The organism is Brevundimonas naejangsanensis DSM 23858, from assembly GCF_000421705.1.
GTDB classification, from domain to species: Bacteria; Pseudomonadota; Alphaproteobacteria; order Caulobacterales; family Caulobacteraceae; genus Brevundimonas; species Brevundimonas naejangsanensis.
The window spans coordinates 987,659-1,010,841 of the sequence record NZ_ATXN01000002.1 but is presented as its reverse complement, the minus strand read 5'-3'; the positions used below and the strand labels follow the sequence as shown (position 1 = coordinate 1,010,841).

Below are 23,183 nucleotides of genomic sequence, written 5' to 3'. Positions count from 1 at the left end.
GGCAGCGGTCAGGGCTGGTCGGACGCTCTAAAGGACTGCTTTTCAGCGGTGTGCCAATGTCCGCTCTTGGCGCAGATGCGGCCTGGGTCTGCGGCCCTCGCGACATTCTGCTGGCGGGAGGTGGAGGTTGGTTTGGCCGACGATGAGTGCTCTCGCTCAACGCAAACGAAGCTGGAGATCATGCCTCCAGGCCTCGCATCGCTATTTGCAGGCGGGCTGGAGGGCGAGCCAGGTACGGGCGGCTTCGACGGCATCTTCGCCTTCACCATCGATGACCTGGTCCGGCTCGATACCGTCCGGGTAGATTCGGCCATTCCGATCCATCATCATGGCCGTGGTCACGACCACATTGGTGCCATCGGCCAGGGGATACCCCTCGTTAGAGGAGGCGACGCCATAGGTGCGGGCGCCGAAGCTGCGTGTGAGCGCCCGGCCGGCGAAGGCGACCGCAACGCCCTCGCCGGAGCTGGCGGTCGCGTCATCCAGTAGAAGCGCGACTGGGGCGGCGGCGAGCGACGGGATCGGACGCCAGTTGTCGATCGTCATCATGGTCAGGCCGCGTCCCTGTTCGGCGAGCACGATTGCGGAGCCCTCCTTCAGCATGGCGTAGTCCTCGATCATTCCGTCGGCGTCCTCGCTTCGGCCCTGCGGACCGTCCCCAAGCAGACCCGAAAGCCCGATCAGCATCGGCCATACGTTGCCGCCTGTATTGCCTCTCAGGTCCAGGACATAACCGCAGGTGCGCGGGCTGGCGTCGGCGACGGCGCCGAACAGACGGGAGGCGTAGGCGATAGCCTTGTCACCAAAACCGGAGACGGAGGGCACGGTAACCAGATCGGCGTCATGGTCGGTGCCTACAGCAAGCGTGCGGGCTTCGATCTCAGCCCGCTTCATGAACGGGGAACCTGGACGAGGCCGGGACGGCGCATCAGGCATGAGCGGGCGATCGCCATATCGCTCGCGCCAGGCGGCGATCGCTTCGGGAGTGGGTTGCACGAAGGAATGGCCGTCGCCCAATCCATGCGCCAGGGCCGCCCAGGCCGGAAGCATGTCGATGTCGTCGCGGGCGCCTTCGGCGCGATGGCGCATGTCCTCGGCCAGCGCGTCCCAGTCGACCTGCCGGCTGCGATAGGCGACGGGGCGAACGATAGCAATGGCGTCTTGAATGCGCGCCTCGGCGTCGAAACGTTCGGAAGGCTGCTGGGTCAGCGAGAGGGCGGCGAGAAGGGGAAGGAGCATGACGGACCAAAATCAGTGTTCAGGCCTGGTTAGTCAGCAGATCCGTCACGCGACCAGTTAAATCTCGGTCATGCGGGCGGATTATAATCGGCAAGGGGCTGGGCATCTGGCAGCGCCTTTTGGAGGGGGCGTTCGTCACGAGAATGGCCGCAACCTGACTCAAGCTTCACTTGAGGAGAGGAGGGGCCGCTCCCTAGGCTGTGGTCATGACCCTTATCAAGCATAGCCTTCCCGCCGGGGCGTTGGCCTCACTGATCCTGTTGTCGCCCTTGTCGGCCTCCGCCGCAGAGCGACCTGATTTCGCGCCTCTCGAAGCGCAACTTGTCACGGCGTGCGAAGCCGGAGAATTTTCCGGGGTGCTCGCGGTGGCGCGGCGCGGCGAGATGCTGTTCCAGCATGTCTGCGGCCAGGCCGACCCCGTCAACGGCGTCGCCAATACGCCTGAAACGCGGTTCAAGATCTTTTCGACCAGCAAGTATCTGACGGCCATCGCCATCCTGCGCCTGTGCGAAAACGGGGAGATGGATCTCGACGCTCCCATCGGTCGCTATCTCCCCGATGCGCCTGCGAGCTGGGCCGGCGTCACCGTGCGGAACCTGCTGAACCACACCTCGGGTCTGCCGGACCTGACGGAGGCCATGCTGGCGCGTTTCAGCGTCGATCACCCGGCGGCGATGAAGGCGGTTCTGAACGACCTGCCCGAGGACGAGACCCGCCCCCTGGAAGCGCCGGGCGAAAACTTCCGCTATAATAATTTCGGTTTCGAGCTTCTCGCGCATGCGGCGGCCGCGACCCGGGGGGCGCCCTTCGACCACCTCCTGGAAGAGCTGGTCCTCAAGCCGGCTGGCATGACGACCGCCAGCGTCGAAGCGCCGAACATGGTCGCCGGTCACCCGGTGGCGGTGCAGGAAGAAGGCTTGGCCATCGGCTATAACGGGTCGCCCGGCGCTCTTTCCCAGGCTCAGAATTGGGCCTTTATTCAACTTGGCGCGGGAGCTGTTCGCGCCAGTCTTGCAGACATGCTCGCGCTCGACCGCGCCCTGGATGACGGCCGACTTCTGAAGCCTGAAAGCCTGGCCGAGATGCGCGCAGCGCCGGTCGTGAGCCGGGAAGGCAAGGCTGTGGTCGGCCCCAGAGGATATGGGCTGGGCGTGGTGGTCTCTTCGGCGGCTGGCCAGGTCATGGTCGGGCATAGCGGCGGCACGAACGGCTATATCGCCGACTTCGAACAACTGCCGGATCAGGACGCCGTGCTTGTCGTCCTTACCAATCGGGGATTTACCCGCCTTCAGCCTCTTCGTGAGCAGGTCGGGCGGGCTTTCACGGCAGTTCCTACGGGTGAGACTGCTTGAGAAATCCGACTGGGCCTTTCGAAGACAGTTCTCGTCATCGAATGAAAAGCGGGCGCCGCGACGTCCGCTAAATTCCCTCTGCGACCGGCGCCCCATCTTCGGGTAAAGCCGGAAAAAAGGGTTCAACGGGTCGAATGTGCCCCTGCAATCGCCGGTGGCGCGCGCGTCCGTTTACAGGCGGCCAAGCCATCGTCGCTCCTCGGTGTTCTACAGCTCCGCCTTTGGTCACCTACGGTTGGTTCAGGCCGCCAATCCGGATGCAACGAGGTGGAGGGATTCGGGGCGCAGGTGAGTGTACCGTCGGAGCATCTTCCAGTCCTTGTGTCCGGTAACAAGCGCAACCTGCTGGATTTGAAAGCCGGCTTCGAACAGACGGCTCGTCCCCTCATGACGAAGGTCGTGAAAATGCAGGTCCTTGATTTCGAGGCTTTTGCAGGCTCGCGTGAACGCGGTCCCGGCTGACCGGTGATTGAAAGGGAAGATGCGAAGGTCCGCATTCGAGCGGGCAGGGCGCTGATCTTCGATCAACGCGACGGGATCAAACCCAGAGACGGACAATAGGGGGATGCGCTGATCATTTCCCGTCTTCTCGCGAGGGTCTTTCCGGTCGCGGATGGTCAGCATCTTGGTCCGGGCTGCGTAATCATCCCATACGACTTTGAAGATCTCTTCCTGACGCATCGCCGTTGCGATCGCGAACCGAATGACGGCTCCCATGGGTATGGTTTGACGAGGCTTCTCGTCGAAGTGGCGGATCAAGCGCTCCAGTTCTTCAGTGCTAGGCCGGCGATCTCGCTCGACGCCCTTGCCAATCAGGCCAAGGCGTTTGAGGGCGAGGCGGGCCATGTCGATGGCCTCGACCGAGACTGTCAGGCCGTGAACCGCCGCGGCGTGTGAGAGGATGAGCTTGATCGCCCCGATGTCGATGCTCAGCGTCATGGGGCCGGCGCCTTCGGTAGCGCGCCTCCGACCGAAATCGATGAACAGTTGTCGATCCAGCTGGGCGATCTTCTTAGCGCCCAGGCGCGTCTTCAGCATCTTCAGCGTCGCCGCTTTCGACCGCCTGGGCGGCTTCCCGACGGACTTCATGTCCGCGATGTGTAGGTCGATAAGTTCGCCGAACGTGCGGAGCCGCGCTGACCGCGATGGGGTAGGGACCTCGCCGCGATCGATCCGCCCCTCGGCTTCGGTGGCCCACCGGCGCGCGTCATCGCGTTTGAGGAAGGTCTCGCTTATATAGCGACCCTTCCGTCTCACCTGGACCCGCCACGTTCCTGACGGGAGTTTCGAGTACGTCGCCATTTCGTGTGCGCTCTGTGTGCACTGAGGTGTCGAAAACCCGGAAAAAACGTCGCAACACGTCGTAAATTCGAGTGCACACGCCGCCTTCCAACTTTTTGATCTTACTAAAAAAATGTCTATAATTCAAGCTCATAGGCTGTCCGTGGCACCCATGATGGACTGGACCGACCGCAACTGTCGGGCGTTTCACCGCGCGCTGAGCACGCGGGCCCTTCTGTATACGGAGATGGTGACGGCGCCGGCGGTGATCCACGGGGATCGTGACCGTCTGCTGGGCTTCGACGCGGTCGAGCATCCGGTGGCGCTTCAGTTGGGCGGCTCGGATCCGGCGCAGCTGGCCGAGGCGGCGAGGATCGGCGAGGCCTATGGCTATGACGAGATCAATCTGAACGTCGGCTGCCCGTCGGACCGGGTGCAGTCGGGCCGGTTCGGCGCCTGTCTGATGCGCAAGCCGGAGCTGGTGGCTGACTGCATGGCGGCGATCAAGGAAGCCGTCGCCGTGCCCGCCACCGTCAAATGCCGCATCGGCGTCGATGATCAGGACCCGCAGGAAAGCCTGTTCGCCACGGTCGACGCCTCGGCGGCGGTAGGGATCACCCACTTTGTCGTCCACGCCCGCAAGGCCTGGCTGAAAGGCCTTTCGCCCAAGGAGAACCGGGACGTGCCCCCGCTGGACTACGCATTGGTGCGTCGGCTGAAGCGCGAGCGGCCGCATCTGACCATCTGCATCAACGGCGGGATCGGCGATCTGGATCAGGCCGAGGCGCATCTGAAGGCTGACGACGGGGTGCAACTGGACGGCGTCATGCTGGGCCGCGCCGCCTATCATGAGCCAGCCCTGCTGGGCCAGGTGGATCGACGCATTTTCGGCGAGGCGACGCCGGATGTGGACGTGTTCGAGGCGCTGGAGCGGTATCGACCCTATATGGCCGCGCGGCTGGTCGAAGGCGCCAATCTGGCCAGCATGACCCGCCATATGCTGGGGCTGATGCACGGTCGGGCAGGGGCGCGCGCCTTCCGCCGGATCCTGACCGTCGAGGGCGTGAAATCCGGCGCGGGGCTGGAGGTCGTGGATCGCGCCGTCGAGGCCGTGCGCGAGGCCGAGGCGCGGCAGGCCCGTCTGGGCGAGAGCGAAGAAGCGGCCTGATCCCTCAGGCGTCACCCTCGCCCTACGGGCGCCGGAGGATGACGAAAGGTAGGGGAAGGTTGGCGCAATTCCGGGATGACGCTGGCCAAGGCTGCGGCTATGCCCAAGCCATGAGCGCCCTTCCCCTTTCCGAACTCGCCCTGATGCTCGCCGCGCTTGCTGGGGCTGGCGCGATCGCCGGAGTGATCGGCGGCCTGTTCGGCGTTGGCGGCGGGACGGTGCTTGTCCCAGCACTGTTTTACGCTTTTTCGGTGCTGGGCGTCGGGGGCGAGAGCAATCTGCACGTCGCCATCGGCACCTCGCTTTTGACCATCGTCGCCACCTCGCTGAGGTCGCTGGCCACGCACAGGGCGCATGGGGCGGTGGATGAGACGGTGCTGAAGACCTGGACGCCGTGGGTGGCGTTCGGCGGACTGGTCGGGGCGGCGATTGCGGGCTTCACCTCGATGGAGGGGCTGGCGGTCGTCTACGGCGCCTGCCTGCTGCTGGTCGCGGCGCAGATGGGGCTGATGCCCGAGCGGTTCACGCTCAGAAAAGACCTGCCGACGGGCTGGGGCCGTCGCGGCGTGGGGACAGGCATCGGCCTGTTGTCCGCCATGATGGGCGTGGGCGGGGGTAGTCTGGGCGGCATGACCATGACCCTGTGCGGGCGGCCGATTCATCAGGCGGTGGCGACCGCCTCGGGCTTCGGTCTGGCTATCGGGGCGGCGGCGGCGCTGGGCTTCGCCTTCTTCGGCTGGGATGCGCCGGGGCGGCCGCCGCTGTCGCTGGGTTATGTCAATGTGCCGGCGGCGGTGATCATGGGACTGCTGACGGCGCTGACCGCGCCCTATGGGGCGCGGCTGGCGCACCGGCTGGACCGCAAGATCCTGCGCCGGGCCTTCGCCGTCTATCTGTTGCTGACGGCGTTTTCGGTGGTGCTGAAGGCGCTGTGAGCGCGATTAAGTAGATGCCCGCAGGCGGGCGCTAACACTTTGTCGAACAACGGCGGGTTAGGAGCGAGGCTGAACCTCCCTCTGTCTGAGCCTTGAGTCATGCTGCATAACCTGTCCGTACCCAAGAAGCTGATCCTGTCCTTCATGGCCGTGATCGGGGCTTGCGGGGCGGCGACCCTGATCGTCCTGTGGTGCGTGGCGTCCCTGCAGCGCGCCGACGCGGCGGACCTGACCTCGCGCGAGGTGTTGAAGGCGTCCGACCGCCTGCTGGCCGCCGCTGTCGAGCAGCAGAACGCCATGCGCGGCTATGTCCTGACCGGAGATCCGGCCGTGCTGGAACAGTACGAAGCGGGACGGCGCGACCTGCCTGTTCGCCTGGCCGATCTGGCGGCTTCTGACATCAAGGGCGTCTATGGGCAGGAGCAGGCGCAGATTCGCGCCGCCGCCGCCGCCTTTCAGGAGCAGGCTCAGGCGATTATGGCTGAGGCTCGCGATCCGGCCGCTCGCGGCGAGGCTCTGGCCCAGGTCGGACAGGTGGCCAAGCTGACCGATATCCGTACGGCCGTCGCCGCCATCCGCGCCAAGGAAGCCGCAGAGGCAGAGGTCGTCAGCCGGGCCAAATCCGGCGCCTTTGTTCAGGCCTATGTCTCCTTCGCCATCGGCGGGGTGCTGGCTCTGGCCATCGCCGTGGGCGCCGCCCTGTGGCTCATCGGCGCCCTCAGCCGCCCGGTCGAGGCGATGACCCGCGCCATGAGCCGCCTGGCCAATGGCGATCTGAACGTCGCCATCCCGGCGGTGGGCCGTCGCGACGAGATCGGTCGGATGGCCGACGCCGTCCTGACCTTCAAACAGAACGCTGAGGAGAAGGTGCGGCTGGAAGCCGAGGCCGAAACAGCGCGCCTCGCGTCGGAGATTGAGCGTCAGGAGCAGGCCGCCCGCGACGCCGAGGCCGCCCGCCAGCAGGCCCAGGTCGTCGACGGCGTGGCCAGGGGGCTTGAGCGTCTGTCGGGCGGCCAGTTGGCCTTCCGTCTCAACGACCCGTTCGCGCCGGAATATGAAGGCCTGCGCGCCGACTTCAACGCGGCGATGGACAAGCTGCAAGGCGTGATGCGGGTCATCGTTGAACGCGCCGCCGCCATCGGCGCCAGCGCCCGCGAGATTTCGCAAGCCTCCGACGACCTGTCGCGTCGCACTGAACAGCAGGCCGCCAGCCTGGAAGAGACGGCGGCGGCCCTTGAGCAGATCACCGCCACCGTGGCCCGTTCGGCCGAGGGCGCGATCGAGGCGGGGGGCGTAGTGCGCGGCGCCCGGTCCGAAGCCGTCGAAGGACAGGCCGTGGTCGGCCGCGCCATCGCCGCCATGGGCGCCATCGAGCAGTCGTCCAACCAGATCAGCGCCATCATCGGCGTGATCGATGAGATCGCCTTCCAGACCAATCTGCTGGCGCTGAACGCCGGTGTGGAGGCGGCGCGGGCAGGCGACGCCGGGCGCGGCTTTGCGGTCGTGGCGTCCGAGGTGCGGGCGCTGGCCCAGCGCTCGGCCTCGGCGGCCAAGGAGATCAAGACGCTGATTTCGGAATCCGGCCGTCAGGTCGGGGCGGGGGTGGCTCTGGTCGGCGATACCGGCCAGGCGCTGGAGCGGATCGCCGGTCAGATCGAACGCCTGACCCTGATCGCTGAAGAGATCGCCGCCTCGTCGCAGGAACAGTCCAGCGGCCTGCAACAGGTCAATATCGCCGTGACCCAGATGGATCAGGTCACGCAGCAGAATGCGGCCATGGTCGAACAGTCGACGGCCGCCAGCCATGCTCTGGCGTCGGACGCGGTCGAGCTGGATCGGATGATGGGGCAGTTCGCGTTGGATGATGCGCGCGATCTGGACGCACGCGGGCGGATGGAGGCCCTGGCGCGGGCGGTGGCCTAAGGCGTTTTCCTCACCCCTCAGTGGGGAGGTGGATCGACGGCGCAGCCGACGAGACGGAGGGGCCGCTTGGTTCCGCAGGCCTTTGCCCCTCCACCGCTTCGAGGTCCCCCTCCCCACAAACGGGGGAGGAGAGGTTACGCCGCCGCCTCCAGCGTCACCGTATCCAGCGCCTGAATCAGGTCAGCCAGGACGTCGTCCTGATGCTCCAGTCCGACCGACAGGCGCAGCAGCCCGTCGGTGATGCCTGCCGTCACGCGCGCTTCGGGCGTCATGGCGGCGTGGGTCATGGTGGCCGGGTGGGCGATCAGGCTTTCGACGCCGCCCAGAGATTCGGCGAGGGTGAAGATTTCCAGCTGCTCGATCACCTGGCGCACGGCGTCGGTCCCGCCGGTCAGCTCAAAGCTGAGCATGGCGCCCGGCCCGGACTGCTGGCGCGACGCCAGTGCATGGCCGGGGTGGCTGGTCAGACCCGGATAGTGGACCGCCTTGACTGCGGGGTGCTGCTGCAGCGCTGCGGCCACGGCGCCCGCCGTCGCCTGCTGGCGCTCGATGCGGGTGAACAGGGTCCGAAGGCCGCGCAGGGTCTGATAGGCGTCGAACGGCGAGCCGGTGACGCCCAGGCAATTGGCCCACCAGGCCAGCTGTTCATGATCGGCCGGATCGGCCGCGACCACGGCGCCGCCGACCACGTCGGAATGGCCGTTGATGTATTTGGTGGTCGAGTGGACCACAATGTCGGCGCCCAGCTCCAACGGCCGTTGCAGGGCGGGCGACAGGAAGGTGTTGTCGCACACCACCTTGGCCCCCACGGCGTGGGCGCGGCGACAGACCTCGGCGATGTCGGTGACGCGCAGCAGGGGATTGGACGGCGTCTCGACCAGCACCAGCCTGCAGCCGTCGGCCAGCGCCGTATCCAGCGCCGCGCTGTCGTTCTGATCGACGAAGGCGACGCGGAAGTGGCCCTTTTTCGCGCGGGCGGTCAGCAGGCGGTGGGTGCCGCCGTAGCAGTCGTGCGGCGCGATCAGCAGGTCGCCGGGCTCCAGCAGGCTGAGCGGCAGGTCGACCGCCGCCATGCCGGTGGCGGTGATGACGGCCCCGGCGCCGCCTTCCAACTCGGCCAGCGTCTCGGCCAGCACGTCGCGGGTCGGATTGCCCGAGCGCGAATAGTCGTATTTGCGCGGTTGGCCGAAGGCGGCGAAGGAATAGTTGGACGACAGATACAGAGCCGGCATGACCGCGCCGTGGGCCGTGTCCGTATCGACGCCCGAGCGGGCGGCGATGGTGCGGGGATCGGCGGGACGGGCGCGGCTCATTGGTCGATATCCTTCAGTACGGAGGTCAGGATGTCGGCGACCAGTCTGTCTTCCTTCAGGAAGGCGTCGTGGCCGTAGACGGAAGCGTGTTGTTCGAAGCGCCAGAGGTTGGGCAGACGGTCCGCCAACTCCCTCATGTCGTCGATGGGGCACAGGCGATCGGTGGTGAAGCCGACCAGGGTGACGGGGGCGGTGATGGCCTCGGGCTCGACGCGGTGGCGGTCGATGGAGTCGGACAGGGTCAGCCAGCGGGCGGGGGTGGTGCGGTCGCGATAGGCCCGACCGCGCGCCGTCAGATAGTCGCACACCGGATAGGCCTGGCCCGCATGGCTTGGGGCCTCTGAATCGAAGCGGTCGCCGAACTCTTCCTGGGTGCGATAGGTGGTCATGGCCAGTTCGCGCGCCAGGCCGACGGCCTGATCGATGCGGCCGGTCTCAAGGCCCAGTTGCAGGATGCGGCGCTGAATGCCGCGCCAGGCGGTGGCCAGCGGATGAGGGCGGTGGGCGGCGGACACCACCACCAGTTGCTCGGCCCAGTCGGGGAAGAGCTCGCCGAAGGCCAGGGCGATCATGCCGCCGTAGGAACAGCCGATAAAGGCGGCGACCTTGTCCACGCCCAGATGGTCCAGCAGATGGGCCAGCAGCCGCGCCTGATCCTGGGTGGTGATGGTCAGCGGCGTCTTCGGCTCCGTCACGCCGTCGCCGAATTCCGGTGCGAAATCAAAGGCCAGGACGCGGAATCGCGTCAGGTCGATCGGCGCGCGCACGCCAACGGCGCCGGACCACCAGCCCAGTCCCTTGGTCTCGGTGCGATGGACGTAACGGTCGGCGGAAATCCCGCCCGCGACCACGATCAGGGGGGCGCCCGGCTTGCCGTGCAGGCGGCCGATGACCTGTTTCTGGGTCAGGGTTCCGCCGAAATCGAGCTCGAAACCGTCCGGGATCGGAACCACGACGTCATGAGCGCCCTCGCGTTGCAGCAGTTTGGACGGGCGGCGTGGGGAAGCCGACCGACAGGCGGGCTCTTCGGCGGGGGAGGCGGGATCGATCAGGGCCAGGGTCATTGGTCTCGGTCACTCAGCAGATACGGCTCGCCAAGGAACCCATGCAGTGACAGACCTGTGGCGCGTCGCCTCGTCGACGCTCCACCCATCTCTCGCGGTCCATTCAGGCAAGCCCGAAGAACCCCGCAGGAGTTGGCACCGTTTCGGGCGGAACCCGATGGTTGCCCCGGCGTCAAAGGGCCTAATCCCTCAGCCGGTCTTGATGAGTGAGCTTACGGTGCGGTTGCGAAGAGCGCCGGTCAAGCGAAAAATTTCACCCCGTTTGGGCGAAAGCGCCCCAAGGTGATGGCCAAATGGGCCTGTTGGGGCGATGTCGAGAAAAATTATTTCGATGCGGGGTTGACGCGACGCGGCGCCCTGGCTCACCCTAAGGCACGATTTTCAACCGGACGCCGCCTGTGCCTTACCGCCTCGCCAGCATGAAGACGACCACCATCGCCGCCCCGGCGACGGGTCTCTTCGCGTCCATGATTACCACCACCGGTACCACCACCATGCCCTTGCGGGCGGGGACCGGATGATGCGCGCCGTTTAGGGCGAGACACGCAGAAAACCGATCACCCGCCTGGACCCCCGGGCGGGTTTTTTATTGCCTTAAATCCACTCTGACCCCGCCGATCTCTCTTAAAAATCCTCCCAGACCCAGCCTTCAGGAAACGTCCATGTCCGCCTCTCTCGCCCTCGTCGCCGACCAGCCCAAACCAGTTGAAGCCCTCGCTCCGGCCGCCGAAGTGGTGGTGCTGAAGTTCGGTTCGTCCGTTCTGCGCGACGCCTCTCAGGCCCCCGCCGTCGCCAGCGAAATCTACAGCCACGTCCGCGCCGGCCGTAAGGTGGTCGCCGTCGTCTCCGCCCTGGCTGGCCAGACCGACAAGCTGCTGTCCGAGGCGCGCAGCCTGGGCCTCGACCACGAGAACGAGCTTCTGCCCGCCTATGTCGTGCTGGGCGAGGAAAAGGCTGCCGCCCTGGTCGCCGTCGCCTGCGATCGTGTGGGGCTGGACGCCATCGGCCTGTCGGTGCGGGAACTGGGCATCATCGCGGAGGGGCCGAGCCAGCACGCCCGCCCGGTCTGCCTCAAGGGCGACCAACTGCAACGCGCGCTGGAGGCGCATGAGGTGGTGGTCGTGCCTGGCTTCGGCGCGGTCCGGCCCAACGGCCGCGTCGCCCTGCTGGGCCGGGGCGGGTCCGATCTGACGGCGGTGGTTCTGGCGGCTGAACTGGGACTGAACCGCGTGCGGCTGGTCAAGGATGTGGACGGCCTCTACGACCGCGATCCGGCGGTCAGCGCGGGGACGCCCGTGCGCTATCGCCGCGCCTCATGGGAGACGGCGCGCCAGGTGGGCGGGGCCCTGGTCCAGCATGACGCCATCGACCTGGCTCAGGCCCGCGCGGTCGAGATTGAAGTGGCGGCTCTGGGCCGCGCCGAGGGCACGGTGGTCGGCGATCGCGGCGCCCCTCCGGGGCCGGTGCAGGCGGCGGCGGCGCTGAAGGTGGCCGTGGCCGGATGCGGGGTCGTCGGCGGGGGTCTGCTCAGCCGCCTTCTGCCCGACAGCCGTTTTGAAGTCGTCGGCGTCCTGGTCCGTGATCCGAAGAAGCCGCGCGACGTCGCCGCCCCGGCTGAACTGTTCACCAATGACGTCGACGCCCTGCTGGCCAAGAAACCCGACCTGTTGCTGGAAGCCCTGTCCGAGGGCGAGGCGGGTCACGCCCTGATCCGCCGCGCGCTGGAGGCGGGCTGCGACGTGGTCAGCGCCAACAAACAGGCCGTGGCCCGCGATCCCAAAGGGCTGCAGGCCCTGGCAGACGCCAACGGTTGTCGGGTCGCCTGGTCGGCTTCGGTCGGCGGGGGCTCGCCGATGATAGAAACGCTGCGCGCCGCCCGCGCCGCCGGTCCGGTGGTCGGTTTCGAGGCGGTGCTGAACGGCACGGTCAACTTCATGCTGCAGCGTCTGGGCGAGGGGGCGACCTTCTCCGACGCCCTGGCCGACGCCCGCGCCGCCGGTTTCGCCGAGGAGGACCCGTCCTCGGACCTGGAAGGCTTCGACGCCGAGGCCAAGGTCAAACTGCTGTCGTTCGAGGCCTTCGGCCGTTCGCCCGACGCCCTGCCGCGCGACGTGCTGGCCGCCGAAACCCCGCTGGGCGACGCGCCGGTGCGCCAGATCGGCGCCTGTTTCGACCGCGACGGCGAACTGGACGCCTATGTCCGTCTTGACGGCGCGCTTGAGGACGCGCTCTTCCTGTCGCTGAACGGAGAGCGCAACGCCTTGAAAGTCTATGGTCAGGACGGCCGGGTGTGGACGTGCAAGGGGCGCGGCGCCGGGCGCTGGGCCACGACCGAGAGCGTTCTGGCCGATGTCGCCGACGTCATGCGCGCCCGGCGCGCCGCTGCGGAGCTTGTCTAGTCATGGCCGTCTTCACGCCCGTCACGCCGCAACAGGCCGACGACTATCTCATGCGCTACCCTCTCGGCGGGCTGGTCGAACTGACCCCGATCGCCGAGGGGGTCGAGAACACCAACTACCGTCTGGTGACTGACAAGGGCGCCTATGTTCTGACCCTGTTCGAGGGGCGGACCGAGGCCTCGGCCCTGCCGTTCTGCCTCGGCCTGACGGGGCGGCTGGCGGCGCAGGGCTTTCCGACGCCCGCGCCGGTGGCGGATCGCGAAGGGCTGGTGATCGGCCGCCTGAACAATCGCGCCGCCGCCATTGTTGAATGGACGCCCGGCGCCTGGAAGCGCCAGCCGACGGACAAGGATCAGTATCGCGCCGGTCAGGTTCTGGCCCTGCTGCATCTCGATGCGGCCGATTATGAAGGCATGCGCGAGAACCCGGTCGGGCCGCGCGTCTGGGCCGATCTGGCCGCGCGCTGCGATACGGTCGCTGCGGGCGAGGATCACAGGATGCTGGAGCAGATGCAGCGCCTGCTGCCCGATCTGGCCCGACCGTGGAGCGACGCGTCGCTGCCGCGCGGCCCGATCCACGCCGACTACTTCCCCGACAACGTCCTGTTTGCTGTGAACGAGCATGGGGCGACCGACGTGGGCGGCGTGATCGACTTCTATTTCGCCTGCGTCGACGTGCTGGCCTATGACCTGGCCATCGCGCTCAGCGCCTGGGGCTTCGACGCCGAGGGACGGCCTCTGCCGTCAGCCCTGCGCGCCTTCCAGAAGGGCTATGAGTCGGTGCGGCCCCTGTCGGACGCCGAGCGTCAGGCCCTGCCGGAACTCGGCGCGGCGGCGGCGGTGCGCTTCACCCTGACGCGCCTGCATGACCGGCTGTTTCACGACCCGGCCAATCTCGTCACGCCCAAGGATCCGACGCCCTTCTTCCGGCGCCTGGATTACTGGAAGGCGGCGGAGCCGGCCTGAACCCTCTGCGATCAAGGCGGCCTCTTCATGCGAAGGGGCCGCTTTTTCATTCCCGCCTGTGTGGCAGGACAAGGCGCCGCAACCGGGAACAAGCTTGGCGGCCCATGCGCTCCCTCTACATCTCAGAATGGAGGACAGCATGACCGCAGCCGACAAGAACCGCGCCCTGGACCGTAATGAGACGGAGTGGGTCGAGATGAGCCGTGCGGCGGCGCACCTGACCGATACGCAACTGACCGATCTGCTGCGACGACTGCGCGAGCGGCGCGACCGCGCTCAGCGGATGATCCGCACCCGCACCCGCCAGGCCAGCCGCGAGGGGCAGGCCAATATCGACACGGGCGCGCGTGAAAAGAAGGCGCAACTGGCCGAGGCGATCGAGCGCGCAGCTGAGGAACAGAAGCGCCGTCGTGCATCGACCTCAGCGACGCGCAATCTGAAGGCCGCCGTAGAGCGTAAGGCCGAACAGACGCATGAGGGCATCCCTGACAACCGCACGGCCCATACCGACCCTGCCGACACCCCCAACGACAAGATCGCTCCGTCCGGCGCTCTTCACGCCGAAGGGATGAGGGCCGCCATCAGCCGCTCGACCGGCGACCGTTGAGCCAGAGTATTTAGAGAGGGAGTGTCAGCTCGCCTTCGCAAACCCCTTCACCGCCGTCAGCGCCGCCTCGGGCGTGTTCTCGATCACCGTCAGGCGTTCGGGGCGGTCGCCCAGTGCGCGGATGACGGGGGCCGGTTCCGGCTCGACGCCGATGACGTCAGAGACGAAGGCGCCGAACTTGGACGGGTGGGCGGTGGACAGGGCGACGATGGGCGCGCCGTTGCGGTCCAGGCGGCGCGCGGCGGCCAGGGCCACGGCGGTGTGCGGACAGACGACGCGGCCCCAGGCGGCGTGGGCGTGGGCGATCTCGGCTTTTGTCGTCGCTTCATCGACCGAGACAGCCGACACCTCGGCGCGCAGGGCGGCCAGAAGGTCGGCGGGCAGGGTGACGGACCCCTCGCGCGCAAAGGTTTCGAACACGGCGCGGGTCGCCTCGGCGTCGCGGCCGGAGGCTTCATAGACCAGACGTTCAAAGTTGGACGGCGCCTGCACGTCCATCGACACGCTGCCGCTCTCGACCGCCGGGCGGCGGGCGTAGACGCCGTCATTGATGGCGCGGGCCAGGGCGTCGTTCTGGTTGACGGCGGCGACGAAACCGGCGGCGGGCAGGCCCATCTTCTTGGCGGCGATCCCGGCGAAGGCGTCGCCGAAATTGCCGGTCGGCACCACGAAGGTCGCCGCCTGGCCTAGCTGGGCCGTGGCCGAGACGTAATAGGGAATCTGGCCCGCCAGTCGGCCCCAGTTGATCGAGTTGACCGAGGACAGACGGCCCTGTTCACGCAGGGATTCCTCGGCCAGCAGCCCCTTCACCAGACGCTGACAGTCGTCGAAGTCGCCGCGCACGGCCAGGTTCAGGACGTTGTCCGCCTCGACCGTCGTCATCTGCCTGCGCTGCACCGGCGACACGCGGTCCAGCGGATGCAGAACGATCAGCTTGATGCGTTCGGCGCCCGCGAAGGCGCGCACGGCGGCGGCGCCGGTGTCGCCGCTGGTGGCGGTCAGCAGGGTCAGGGTCTCGCCCGTCGCGGCCAGGGCCTCGTCCGACAGGGCGGCGACCAGCTGCATGGCCAGATCCTTGAACGCCGCCGTCGGGCCGTGGAACAGCTCAAGTACGAACAGGCCCGGCTCCAGTTCGACCAGCGGCGTCACCAGCGGATGGTCGAAGCCCTTGGTCAGACGGTCCAACGCACGATCCAGCGCGCCCGCTGGCAGGGCGTCGCCGATAAAGGGCGCCATCGCCGCCTTGGCGATCTCGGCGTAGCTGCGTCCCGGCCGGGTGGCGTCGACCGGCAGGGCGGGCCAGGCCTGCGGCATGTAGAGGCCGCCGTCCGGCGCGATTCCGCGCAGCAGGGCGTCCGAAAAACGGGTCGGAGCGGCGTCGCCGCGCGTCGAGATGTAGCGGTCAGCTGAATTCGTCATATCGGGGTCGTTTCTAGCCGCCGTTGGCTGCTTCGTCATGATTATTTTGCGTATGCGAAGGGAAAGTTCGCCAGATGACGCAACAACCTGGTTGGGACTAAGCGTTCAGCGCGCCTTGCCCCGTCGCGACCGCTATCTCGAGGGAAAAGGGCTGGCGTCGGAGCCCCGCCCGGTTCATGTCAGGCCGATGAACCGCCGCTCCCTTTTCATTCGCGCCGGAGCCGCCGTCGCCGCCGTAGGCGGCGGATTGTGGCTCAAGGATCATGTGCTGTGGCGACGTCCCGGCGTGACCTTCGGCGCCGACGGAAGCAGCGGCTGGCTTCAGTTCGTCGCGCCCCGGACCCTGTTGCCGACCGTGCCGGTGCGGCTGGCTGGTCGCGAACTGACGGCGCTGATCGACAGCGGCGCCCAGTATTCGGTGATCGACCGGCGGCTGGTGGCCGAGCTGGGGCTGGATCGTTTCTTCGACATGCCGCTGATCGCCTATGGGGTGGATGGGCGCGCCCAGATGGGCCGTGGGGTGACCCTGGACCTGACGTTTGGCGAGGCGCGCATCGACCGCCTGCGCGCAGGAATTCTGGACCTCGGGCCTCTGTCGGAAGAGGAGGGGCTGGGGGCGCCGCTGATCCTGGGGCAGGATCTGCTGATGCAGGCGGGGCTGGAGATGGACCTGCGCCGACGGCGGTTGCGTCTGTTCCGCAAGGCGCAGACGGAGCTGTCGCCGGCCTATCGCGCCATGCCCGTGCGGCGGGCCGGTACGTCCCTGATCGCCGATACGGTCGTGGAGGGCGTCAGGGTGCAGGCCGTCCTCGATACCGGCTCTTCCGCCCTTCTGGCTGTGAGCGAAGGCGTCGCGCAGTCGGCGGGCCTGCTGGACGGCCGCCCGGAACGGGAAGGGTCAAGCATCGTTCTGGGCGGGGTGGCCAGGGCGCGTCTGGTTGAGGCGAAGAGCGTGGCTTTGGGGTCGGAAACCTGGCGCGACGTGACGATAGCGGTCTACGCCGATCGGGCGCTGCCCAACTACCCGGACGCCCTGTTGGGCATGGAGGCGTTCGCAGGGCGCGATATTATTCTCAACCTTGGCGACGGACAGCTGCACCTCGCGCCGTTGATGGATGTGACCATTGTTTAGCTTTGACGGGTTTGCGCAGGCAGAATCCGTTTCGTCCACGGCCTGAAGGGGGATAAGCGGCCCGCATGAGCGCCTCGCCGTCCATGATGTCCGTATCGCCAGGTCAAAGGCTGGAAAGCCTGGACCTGCTGCGCGGCTTCGCCCTGTGCGGCATCCTGTTGGTCAATATCATGATGATGGGCGGCGCCTGGGACCAGTATCATCCGGACCTGCCGCCGACGCTGGCCAATCCGGACTGGTCGGCGTGGATCATCCAGCATCTGTTCGTGCAGGGGTCGATGCGGGGTCTGTTCACCCTGCTGTTCGGCGCGGGAATGCTGCTGATCACCCTGCGCGGCGAAGACGGACGCGGGACGATTCAGGCGGCGGACGTGTACTTTCGACGTTGCATCGCCCTGCTGGCGCTGGGCGTGTTCAACGCCACGGCCCTGCTGTTTCCGGGGGACATTCTCTATGTCTATGGCCTGTCGGGATTTCTGCTGTTTGTTTTCCGCATGGCCCGCCCGCGCACTCTGATCGCCCTGTCGGCCGCGCTTCTGCTGCTGTTGACGGCTGAGTCGGCCGTGGTCGGCGCCTATCAGACGATTGAAGCGCGTCGCGGCGCCGAACTGGCGTTGCAGGTTGAGGCCGGAGCGTCCCTGTCGGCCGAAGACGCCGAGGCCCTGAAGGCGCATAGCCGCGCCCAGGAGGCGCAGAGCCTGTCGCCGGAGGCTGTCGCCGAAGAGGTCGCCGTGCGCACCGGCGGCGTCGCAGGCCTGCTGAAGTGGAGCGTGAGGACCTGGCTGGACTATGCGGCGTCCAGCTACACCATCACCCTGGTCATTGAATCGGTCGCCTTCATGCTGTTGGGCATGGCGCTGTTCAAGCTGGGCGTGCTGGGCGGGGCGCGTTCGCTGGGTTTCTATCTGGCGCTGACGGCTTGTGGTTATGGCGTGGGGCTGGCGGTCAACGGCGGGCAGGCGGTGGTGCTGTGGTTGAGCCAGTTTTCGTCCGAGTCTTGGGCGACGCAGAGCAGCTATGAACTGGGCCGATGCGCCATGACCCTGGGTCATGTCGGCCTGCTGCTCTCATTGTGGAAGATGAACGCCCTGGGGTTTGTCGGGCGGGCGTTGCGCAATCTGGGACGGATGGCCCTGACCAACTATCTGGGACAGTCGGCGATCGCGGCCCTGTTGTTCTATGGCCTGAACCTGTGGGGCAGGCTGGACTGGTGGGGCCTGTGGGGTGTCGCGCTCGGCATCTGGGTGGTTCAGATGACGTTCAGCGCGCTGTGGCTGCGCGCCTTCAACATGGGACCGCTGGAGTGGGCCCTGCGCTGGTTCGCCTATGGGCGGCCTTCGCAGCTGAAGCGCGCGAAGGCCGCCTGATCCACTCGGTTTAAAGCTGGGAGAAGGTGTCGCAGGCGGCTGGATCGCCGGTCTGATAGCCGCGCTGCAGCCACTCGACCCGCTGGGCCGAGGAGCCGTGGGTGAAGCTTTCGGGCGAGACGCGCCCGCCGCCGCGCCGCTGCAGGGTATCGTCGCCGATGGCCTGGGCCGTCTTCATGCCCTCTTCCAGATCGCCCGGCTCCAGCGCCACCTGACCGTTCGACACGGCGGCGGCGTTGCTGGCCCAGACCCCGGCGTAACAGTCGGCCTGAAGCTCCAGCGCGACGGAATAGCGGTTGCCCTCGGCCTGTGACCGCGCCGCCTGCTGGGCGCGCTGCACCTGCTGGCTGGCCCCGGTCAGGGTCTGGACGTGGTGGCCGAATTCATGCGCGATGACATAGGCCTTGGCGAAGTCAGCGCCGGACGCGCCCAGCTTCGTCTCCATCTCGCGCCAGAAGCTGAGGTCCAGATAGACCTTCTGATCCGCCGGACAGTAGAACGGCCCCATCGCCGCCTGGCCATAGCCGCAGCCGGTCTGGGTGCCCTGTTCGTAAAGGACGGTGATGGGCGCGGTGTAGCCCTTCAGCTTGGTCTTCCACACGTCGTTGATGTTGGAGCCGACGACCTCGACGAACTGGCCGTCCTGATCCTCGGGCGAGCCCATCTGGCCCTGCTGTTCCGCCTGACCGGCGCCGCCGAATTGGCTGGCCAGCTGTTGGGTGGTGTTGGGGTCGATGCCGAAGACGAAATAGCCGATCGCCGCCAGCACCAGCACGCCGATGCCGCCGCCCGCGACCGCGCCGCCGCCCATGCCGCGCCGATCTTCAACCCCGCCGCCGCGCCGTCCGCCCTGCCAACGCATCTGCTGGTCTCCGCTGTGCTGTCTGTTCCGAAGCTAGGCTGAAACGCAGGGGCAGGTGAAGAGATGCAAATGTAACGCGTCGTGGGCTGCGGCGGGCGTTAGTGCGGCGGTCGGTTCAGCCAGGCGTCGATCTCGGCCACGCCGGGAGCATTCTGATCGGCAGGAGCGGGCAGAGGCGTCGGTCGCGGCGCATAGGGCGTCGGAGGAGGCGCAGCGGGCGCAGGCGCGCGTGCGGCTTCGAGCTGGCGAACCGTGCGCTCCGTCTGCAGCCTCGTGCGGGCGGCGTCGGCCTCGCGCTGGTCGGCCTGAAGGCGCAGTCGCTCCATCGCCTGATTGTGCTGTTCGGCGCGCGCGACATTGGGATCGTAGCCGGCAGGCGGCGGACCGGGCCAGCCCGGCCAGGTCTGGGCGCTAGCCGTCAGCGGAACGGCGACGAACAGCAGGATCAGGAACGCCAGACGCTTCATGTCGATAAAGATGGGCGCCCGACGCCCCGCCGCCAAGCGGGGCGGTTCTGCGATGTCAGATCGAGAAGCTGACGCCGCAGCCGCAACTGGAGGCGGCGTTGGGGTTGCGGATCACAAACTGGGCGCCTGCCAGTTCGTCCACGAAGGCCACTTCGGAATCCTTCAGGAAGGGCACGGACACCGGGTCGATGACCACGGCCTGACCGTCGCGGCGCACCACCAGATCGTCGGCCTCGGGGCCGTCGACCAGCTCAAAGCGATACTGAAAGCCCGAGCAGCCCCCGCCGTCGACGGCGACACGCAGCAGCACCGGCTTGCCCTCAGCCTCGGACAGCCTGGCCAAGCGGCGCGCGCCGCTTTCGGACAAGGTGATGCCTTCGGGCGAACGGGGCGCGATCGACAGCGACAGGTCGCGGGCTGATTCTGTAGATTGGACGGTGCTCACAGCCCTCTATATGAGGGTCTGACAGGCGTTCGCAAAGGCCTGTCGCCATCACGAAGTCCTGCCGACTCCCCAAAAGGCCTGACGATTTGAGCCAGACCCGCGCTTCCTACGCCGAAAACCACGCCGCCAGTCGCGGTCGTCATGTCTTCGAGCCCGCCAGCCGCACCCGCACCGCCTTCGCCCGCGACCGCGACCGCATCATCCACGCCACCGCCTTCCGTCGCCTGAAGGAGAAGACGCAGGTCTTTGTGGCGCATGAGGGCGACCATTATCGCACCCGGCTGACGCACAGTCTTGAGGTGGCGCAGATCGCCCGATCGCTGGCCCACGCCCTGCGGTTGGACGACGATCTGGCCGAGACGGTCGCCCTGGCCCACGATCTGGGACACCCGCCGTTCAGCCATGCGGGCGAGGACGAACTGCACGAACAGATGAAGGCGTTCGGCGGCTTTGACCACAACGTCCAGAGTTTCCGCGTCGTGACCGAGCTGGAGACGCGCTATCCCGGCTTCACCGGCCTGAACCTGAGCTGGGAGACGGTCGAGGGCGTGGTCAAGCACAACGGCCCGGTGGCGCATAAGCTGACGGACCCGGCGTGGAAGGCGGTCGCCGCCTATGCGCCGGGCGGAGCGGCCGACTGGGACCTGCGGCTTGGCACCTTCGCCTCGCTGGAGGCCCAGTGCGCGGCCATCGCCGATGACATCGCCTATAACAACCACGACGTGGATGACGGGGTGCAGGCGGGGCTGTTCAGCCTGTCCGACCTGTCCGACGTGCCCCTGATCGGGCGCTGTATCGCCAGCGCGCGCGCCGACTGGCCCGATGTCGACGAAAGGATGCTGCGGCTGGAGGCCGTGCGCAGGATGATCGGCGTTATGGTCGATGACGTCCTGGTCGAGACCGAGGCCCGTCTGGCCAGACACAAGATCGAGACAGTCGAGGACGTGCGTAACGCGCCCGAGACTCTGGTGCAGTTCTCATCTGGCATGATGGCGGAGCTGGCTGTGCTGCGTCGCTTCCTGTTCGAGCGGATGTATCGCCATTATCGCGTCAACCGCACCCGCAGTCAGGCGCGCCGTGTGCTGGCCCAGCTGTTCCAGCTGTTCATGGCCGAGCCGGAGGTGATGCCGCCGGAATGGCAGGCATCGGCCCTGACCGATGACCAGAACGCACGGGCGCGGGCGGTGTGCGACTACATCGCCGGTATGACAGATCGTTACGCTATCGAGGTCCACAGGAAGCTGTTCAGCCTCGACCTCGCCCTCGATCTGTGATTCGAGAAGGGCTTCACGGCGCGTTAGACTGAGCGCCGACGCGCGCCGATTCGCGCGCGTGTCCCACGACCACCAAGGCGCGACCCATGTCCTACGACGACGATCACCGAGGCAATCCTAACGCGGGGCACAACGCTGGCCGCGACCGCGGCGCCTATACCCCGCCGACCGACGACGACCTGCCCTTTACGCGCGGCGGCTATGACCCTCGCCGGGCTCCGGCCGCCAAGTCGCCGCCCATCACCCTGATCATCAGCGCCATCGTCCTGCTGCTGCTGATCGTGGCCGTGGTGGTCTTCTATCGTTCGGGCGTGCGCTCCTCGACGGATGCGCCGCCCGCCGTCGGAACCCCGGTCGAGAGCATGAAGGTCGAGGCGCCGCTGGACGCCCAGCCGATAGACCCGGAAGCCGACATCCGCGTCTATCGCGACGGCGGCGAGCCGAGCGACGCCGCGCCGACCTTCACCCCCGGTCCGGAAGAAGTCCTGCCGCGCCCCGCGCCGACGGCCCCGGCTACGCCGGTCGAGTCCTCGACCCCGCCGCCCGCCGCGCCCGCCCCGGCGACCAAGGCTCCGGCCGCGCCTGCGCCCGTAACGCCCGCTCCGGCGACGAAGGCTCCGGCTCCAGCCCCGGCTCCGGCGCCCGCTCCGGCTGCGGCGGGCGGATCGTCCGGCGTGCAGATCGGCGCCTTCTCCTCGACCGCTATCGCCGACCGTGAATACGCGGCCGTCGCCGCCCGCTTCGGCCAGTACGCCTCGGGCGCCCAGAAGCGCGTGCAGGAAGTCACCGCCGCCAACGGCTCGACCCTGTACCGCACCACCTTTACCGGCATGAGCCGTGAACGCGCCGTCGCCTTCTGCAATGCGCTGAAGGCTGCGGGCCGCGACTGCATCGTCCGCTAAGGGGCGAGCGCACATGACCTCCGCCGCCATCTACGGCTGTTCCGGCCACAGGCTGACGGCGGAGGAACGCGCCTTCTACGCCGAGGCCAAGCCCTGGGGCTTCATCCTGTTCCGCCGCAATGTGGACAGCCCCGAGCAGGTCAAGGCGCTGGTGTCCGAACTGCGCGACAGCGTGGGCCGCGACGACGCCCCGGTCCTGATTGATCAGGAAGGCGGCCGGGTGCAGCGCCTCGGCCCGCCGCACTGGCCGAAATATCCGCCCGGCGCCGCCTATCTGAAGGCGACCAATGATCCGGCGGCGGCGCGTGAACTGGTGCGTCTGGGCGCGCGGCTGATCGCTCATGACCTGCGCGAACTGGGCATCACCGTCGACTGCGTGCCGGTGCTGGACGTGCCGGTGCCGGGCGCCCACGACATTATCGGCGACCGCGCCTATGCGCAGGACCCGGCGACCGTGACCCAGCTGGGCCGGGCCGCTGCCGAGGGCCTGCTGGCGGGCGGCGTCCTGCCGATCATCAAGCATATCCCCGGCCACGGCCGCGCCTTCTCGGATAGCCACCACGACCTGCCGGTGGTCGAGACGGCGATCGAGGAACTGGACGCCTGGGACTTCGCCCCGTTCAAGGCGCTGTCGGACATGCCGATGGCGATGACGGCGCACGTGGTCTTCACCGCCGTCGACGCCAAACGCCCGGCCACCACCTCGAAGAAGGCGATCCGCCTGATGCGCGAGCGGCTGGGCTTCTCCGGCCTGATCCTGTCCGACGACCTGTCGATGCAGGCCCTGTCGGGGACGTTGACCGAGCGGGCGGAACAGTCGCTGAAGGCGGGCTGCGACGTGGTGCTCCACTGCAACGGCGACCTGAAGGAGATGGCCGCCGTCGCCGACGGAACGAAGAAGCTGAAAGGCGAGGCCAAGCGCCGCGCCGAGGCCGCGCTGAACCGCATCGTCCGCGCGCCCGAGCCGCTGGATGTCGCCGAGGGCCGGGCCCGGCTGGAGGCGGCGCTGAACGGCCGCTTCGACGCCGCCAAGGGGCCGGACGTCGGCGAGGCGCAAGGGTGATCGCCG

The 23,183-nt window shown here is 67.6% G+C and carries 20 protein-coding genes and 1 riboswitch; of the genes, 12 read left to right on the top strand and 8 right to left on the bottom strand.

The window, feature by feature from the left end:
* Positions 1 to 201: 201 nt before the first annotated feature.
* Positions 202 to 1,239, bottom strand: coding sequence for a S41 family peptidase (locus H556_RS15825; protein WP_024353421.1), 1,038 nt, complete (start codon positions 1,237 to 1,239; stop codon positions 202 to 204).
* A 206-nt stretch (positions 1,240 to 1,445) separates the two neighbouring features.
* Between H556_RS15825 and H556_RS0105150 the strand changes: the two genes are divergently transcribed.
* On the top strand, positions 1,446 to 2,591 hold the full coding sequence (locus H556_RS0105150) for a serine hydrolase domain-containing protein (protein ID WP_081650876.1): 1,146 nt from the start codon (positions 1,446 to 1,448) through the stop codon (positions 2,589 to 2,591).
* A 240-nt stretch (positions 2,592 to 2,831) separates the two neighbouring features.
* On the opposite strand, the gene H556_RS0105145 is transcribed toward H556_RS0105150, so the two are convergent.
* Positions 2,832 to 3,629: a site-specific integrase gene (locus H556_RS0105145; RefSeq protein WP_245559415.1), complete on the bottom strand. Its 798-nt coding sequence runs from the start codon at positions 3,627 to 3,629 to the stop codon at positions 2,832 to 2,834.
* Positions 3,630 to 4,005: 376 nt separating this feature from the next.
* Between H556_RS0105145 and dusA the strand changes: the two genes are divergently transcribed.
* The 3 genes from dusA (at position 4,006) to H556_RS0105130 (ending at position 7,898) form a co-directional block, all read left to right on the top strand.
* On the top strand, positions 4,006 to 5,040 hold the full coding sequence (dusA, locus tag H556_RS0105140; protein ID WP_029673218.1) for a tRNA dihydrouridine(20/20a) synthase DusA: 1,035 nt from the start codon (positions 4,006 to 4,008) through the stop codon (positions 5,038 to 5,040).
* Positions 5,041 to 5,150: 110 nt separating this feature from the next.
* Positions 5,151 to 5,975 carry a sulfite exporter TauE/SafE family protein gene (locus H556_RS0105135; RefSeq protein ID WP_024353417.1) on the top strand — a complete coding sequence of 275 codons (825 nt, stop codon included), beginning with the start codon at positions 5,151 to 5,153 and terminating at the stop codon, positions 5,973 to 5,975.
* A 99-nt stretch (positions 5,976 to 6,074) separates the two neighbouring features.
* Complete coding sequence (locus H556_RS0105130) at positions 6,075 to 7,898, top strand: methyl-accepting chemotaxis protein (protein ID WP_024353416.1); 1,824 nt, start codon at positions 6,075 to 6,077, stop codon at positions 7,896 to 7,898.
* 134 nt (positions 7,899 to 8,032) lie between these two features.
* Here the strand turns inward: H556_RS0105130 and metB are convergent, their stop codons facing one another.
* A complete protein-coding gene (gene metB, locus H556_RS0105125) occupies positions 8,033 to 9,211 on the bottom strand; it encodes a cystathionine gamma-synthase (RefSeq protein WP_024353415.1) in 1,179 nt (392 codons plus the stop codon).
* Positions 9,208 to 10,275 carry a homoserine O-succinyltransferase MetX gene (gene metX / locus H556_RS0105120; protein ID WP_024353414.1) on the bottom strand — a complete coding sequence of 356 codons (1,068 nt, stop codon included), beginning with the start codon at positions 10,273 to 10,275 and terminating at the stop codon, positions 9,208 to 9,210. Before metX ends, metB begins: the two co-directional genes overlap by 4 nt.
* Before the next feature lie 82 nt (positions 10,276 to 10,357).
* Positions 10,358 to 10,484, bottom strand: a riboswitch (SAM riboswitch).
* Positions 10,485 to 10,937: 453 nt separating this feature from the next.
* On the opposite strand from metX, the gene H556_RS0105110 reads away from it, so the two are divergent.
* From H556_RS0105110 to H556_RS0105100, 3 genes are all read left to right on the top strand, one after another.
* Positions 10,938 to 12,674, top strand: coding sequence for an amino acid kinase family protein (locus H556_RS0105110; protein WP_024353413.1), 1,737 nt, complete (start codon positions 10,938 to 10,940; stop codon positions 12,672 to 12,674).
* A 2-nt stretch (positions 12,675 to 12,676) separates the two neighbouring features.
* Positions 12,677 to 13,639 carry a homoserine kinase gene (locus H556_RS0105105; RefSeq protein WP_024353412.1) on the top strand — a complete coding sequence of 321 codons (963 nt, stop codon included), beginning with the start codon at positions 12,677 to 12,679 and terminating at the stop codon, positions 13,637 to 13,639.
* Between the two features lie 139 nt (positions 13,640 to 13,778).
* Positions 13,779 to 14,246 carry a hypothetical protein gene (locus H556_RS0105100; protein ID WP_024353411.1) on the top strand — a complete coding sequence of 156 codons (468 nt, stop codon included), beginning with the start codon at positions 13,779 to 13,781 and terminating at the stop codon, positions 14,244 to 14,246.
* A 24-nt stretch (positions 14,247 to 14,270) separates the two neighbouring features.
* Here H556_RS0105100 and thrC read toward each other — a convergent pair whose 3' ends face one another.
* Complete coding sequence (gene thrC, locus H556_RS0105095; RefSeq protein ID WP_024353410.1) at positions 14,271 to 15,665, bottom strand: threonine synthase; 1,395 nt, start codon at positions 15,663 to 15,665, stop codon at positions 14,271 to 14,273.
* A 187-nt stretch (positions 15,666 to 15,852) separates the two neighbouring features.
* Between thrC and H556_RS0105090 the strand changes: the two genes are divergently transcribed.
* Positions 15,853 to 16,797 carry an aspartyl protease family protein gene (locus H556_RS0105090; RefSeq protein WP_024353409.1) on the top strand — a complete coding sequence of 315 codons (945 nt, stop codon included), beginning with the start codon at positions 15,853 to 15,855 and terminating at the stop codon, positions 16,795 to 16,797.
* Positions 16,798 to 16,862: 65 nt separating this feature from the next.
* A complete protein-coding gene (locus H556_RS0105085) occupies positions 16,863 to 18,164 on the top strand; it encodes a DUF418 domain-containing protein (protein ID WP_024353408.1) in 1,302 nt (433 codons plus the stop codon).
* Positions 18,165 to 18,174: 10 nt separating this feature from the next.
* Here the strand turns inward: H556_RS0105085 and ypfJ are convergent, their stop codons facing one another.
* The 3 genes from ypfJ to erpA form a co-directional block, all read right to left on the bottom strand.
* On the bottom strand, positions 18,175 to 19,026 hold the full coding sequence (ypfJ, locus tag H556_RS0105080; protein ID WP_024353407.1) for a KPN_02809 family neutral zinc metallopeptidase: 852 nt from the start codon (positions 19,024 to 19,026) through the stop codon (positions 18,175 to 18,177).
* A 98-nt stretch (positions 19,027 to 19,124) separates the two neighbouring features.
* Positions 19,125 to 19,529 (bottom strand): hypothetical protein, encoded by a 405-nt coding sequence (locus H556_RS0105075; protein ID WP_245559414.1) that lies wholly within the window; start codon positions 19,527 to 19,529, stop codon positions 19,125 to 19,127.
* A 19-nt stretch (positions 19,530 to 19,548) separates the two neighbouring features.
* Entirely contained in the window at positions 19,549 to 19,890 is a 342-nt protein-coding gene (erpA, locus tag H556_RS0105070; RefSeq protein ID WP_233552006.1) for an iron-sulfur cluster insertion protein ErpA, read from the bottom strand.
* Positions 19,891 to 20,024: 134 nt separating this feature from the next.
* Here erpA and H556_RS0105065 point away from each other — a divergent pair, with 134 nt between their 5' ends.
* The 3 genes from H556_RS0105065 (at position 20,025) to nagZ (ending at position 23,177) form a co-directional block, all read left to right on the top strand.
* Positions 20,025 to 21,212 carry a deoxyguanosinetriphosphate triphosphohydrolase gene (locus H556_RS0105065; RefSeq protein WP_024353404.1) on the top strand — a complete coding sequence of 396 codons (1,188 nt, stop codon included), beginning with the start codon at positions 20,025 to 20,027 and terminating at the stop codon, positions 21,210 to 21,212.
* A gap of 86 nt (positions 21,213 to 21,298) precedes the next feature.
* Positions 21,299 to 22,114 (top strand): SPOR domain-containing protein, encoded by an 816-nt coding sequence (locus tag H556_RS0105060; RefSeq protein ID WP_024353403.1) that lies wholly within the window; start codon positions 21,299 to 21,301, stop codon positions 22,112 to 22,114.
* A gap of 13 nt (positions 22,115 to 22,127) precedes the next feature.
* Positions 22,128 to 23,177, top strand: a complete 1,050-nt coding sequence (gene nagZ, locus H556_RS0105055; RefSeq protein ID WP_024353402.1) for a beta-N-acetylhexosaminidase — start codon at positions 22,128 to 22,130, stop codon at positions 23,175 to 23,177.
* The last annotated feature ends 6 nt before the right edge of the window (positions 23,178 to 23,183 follow it).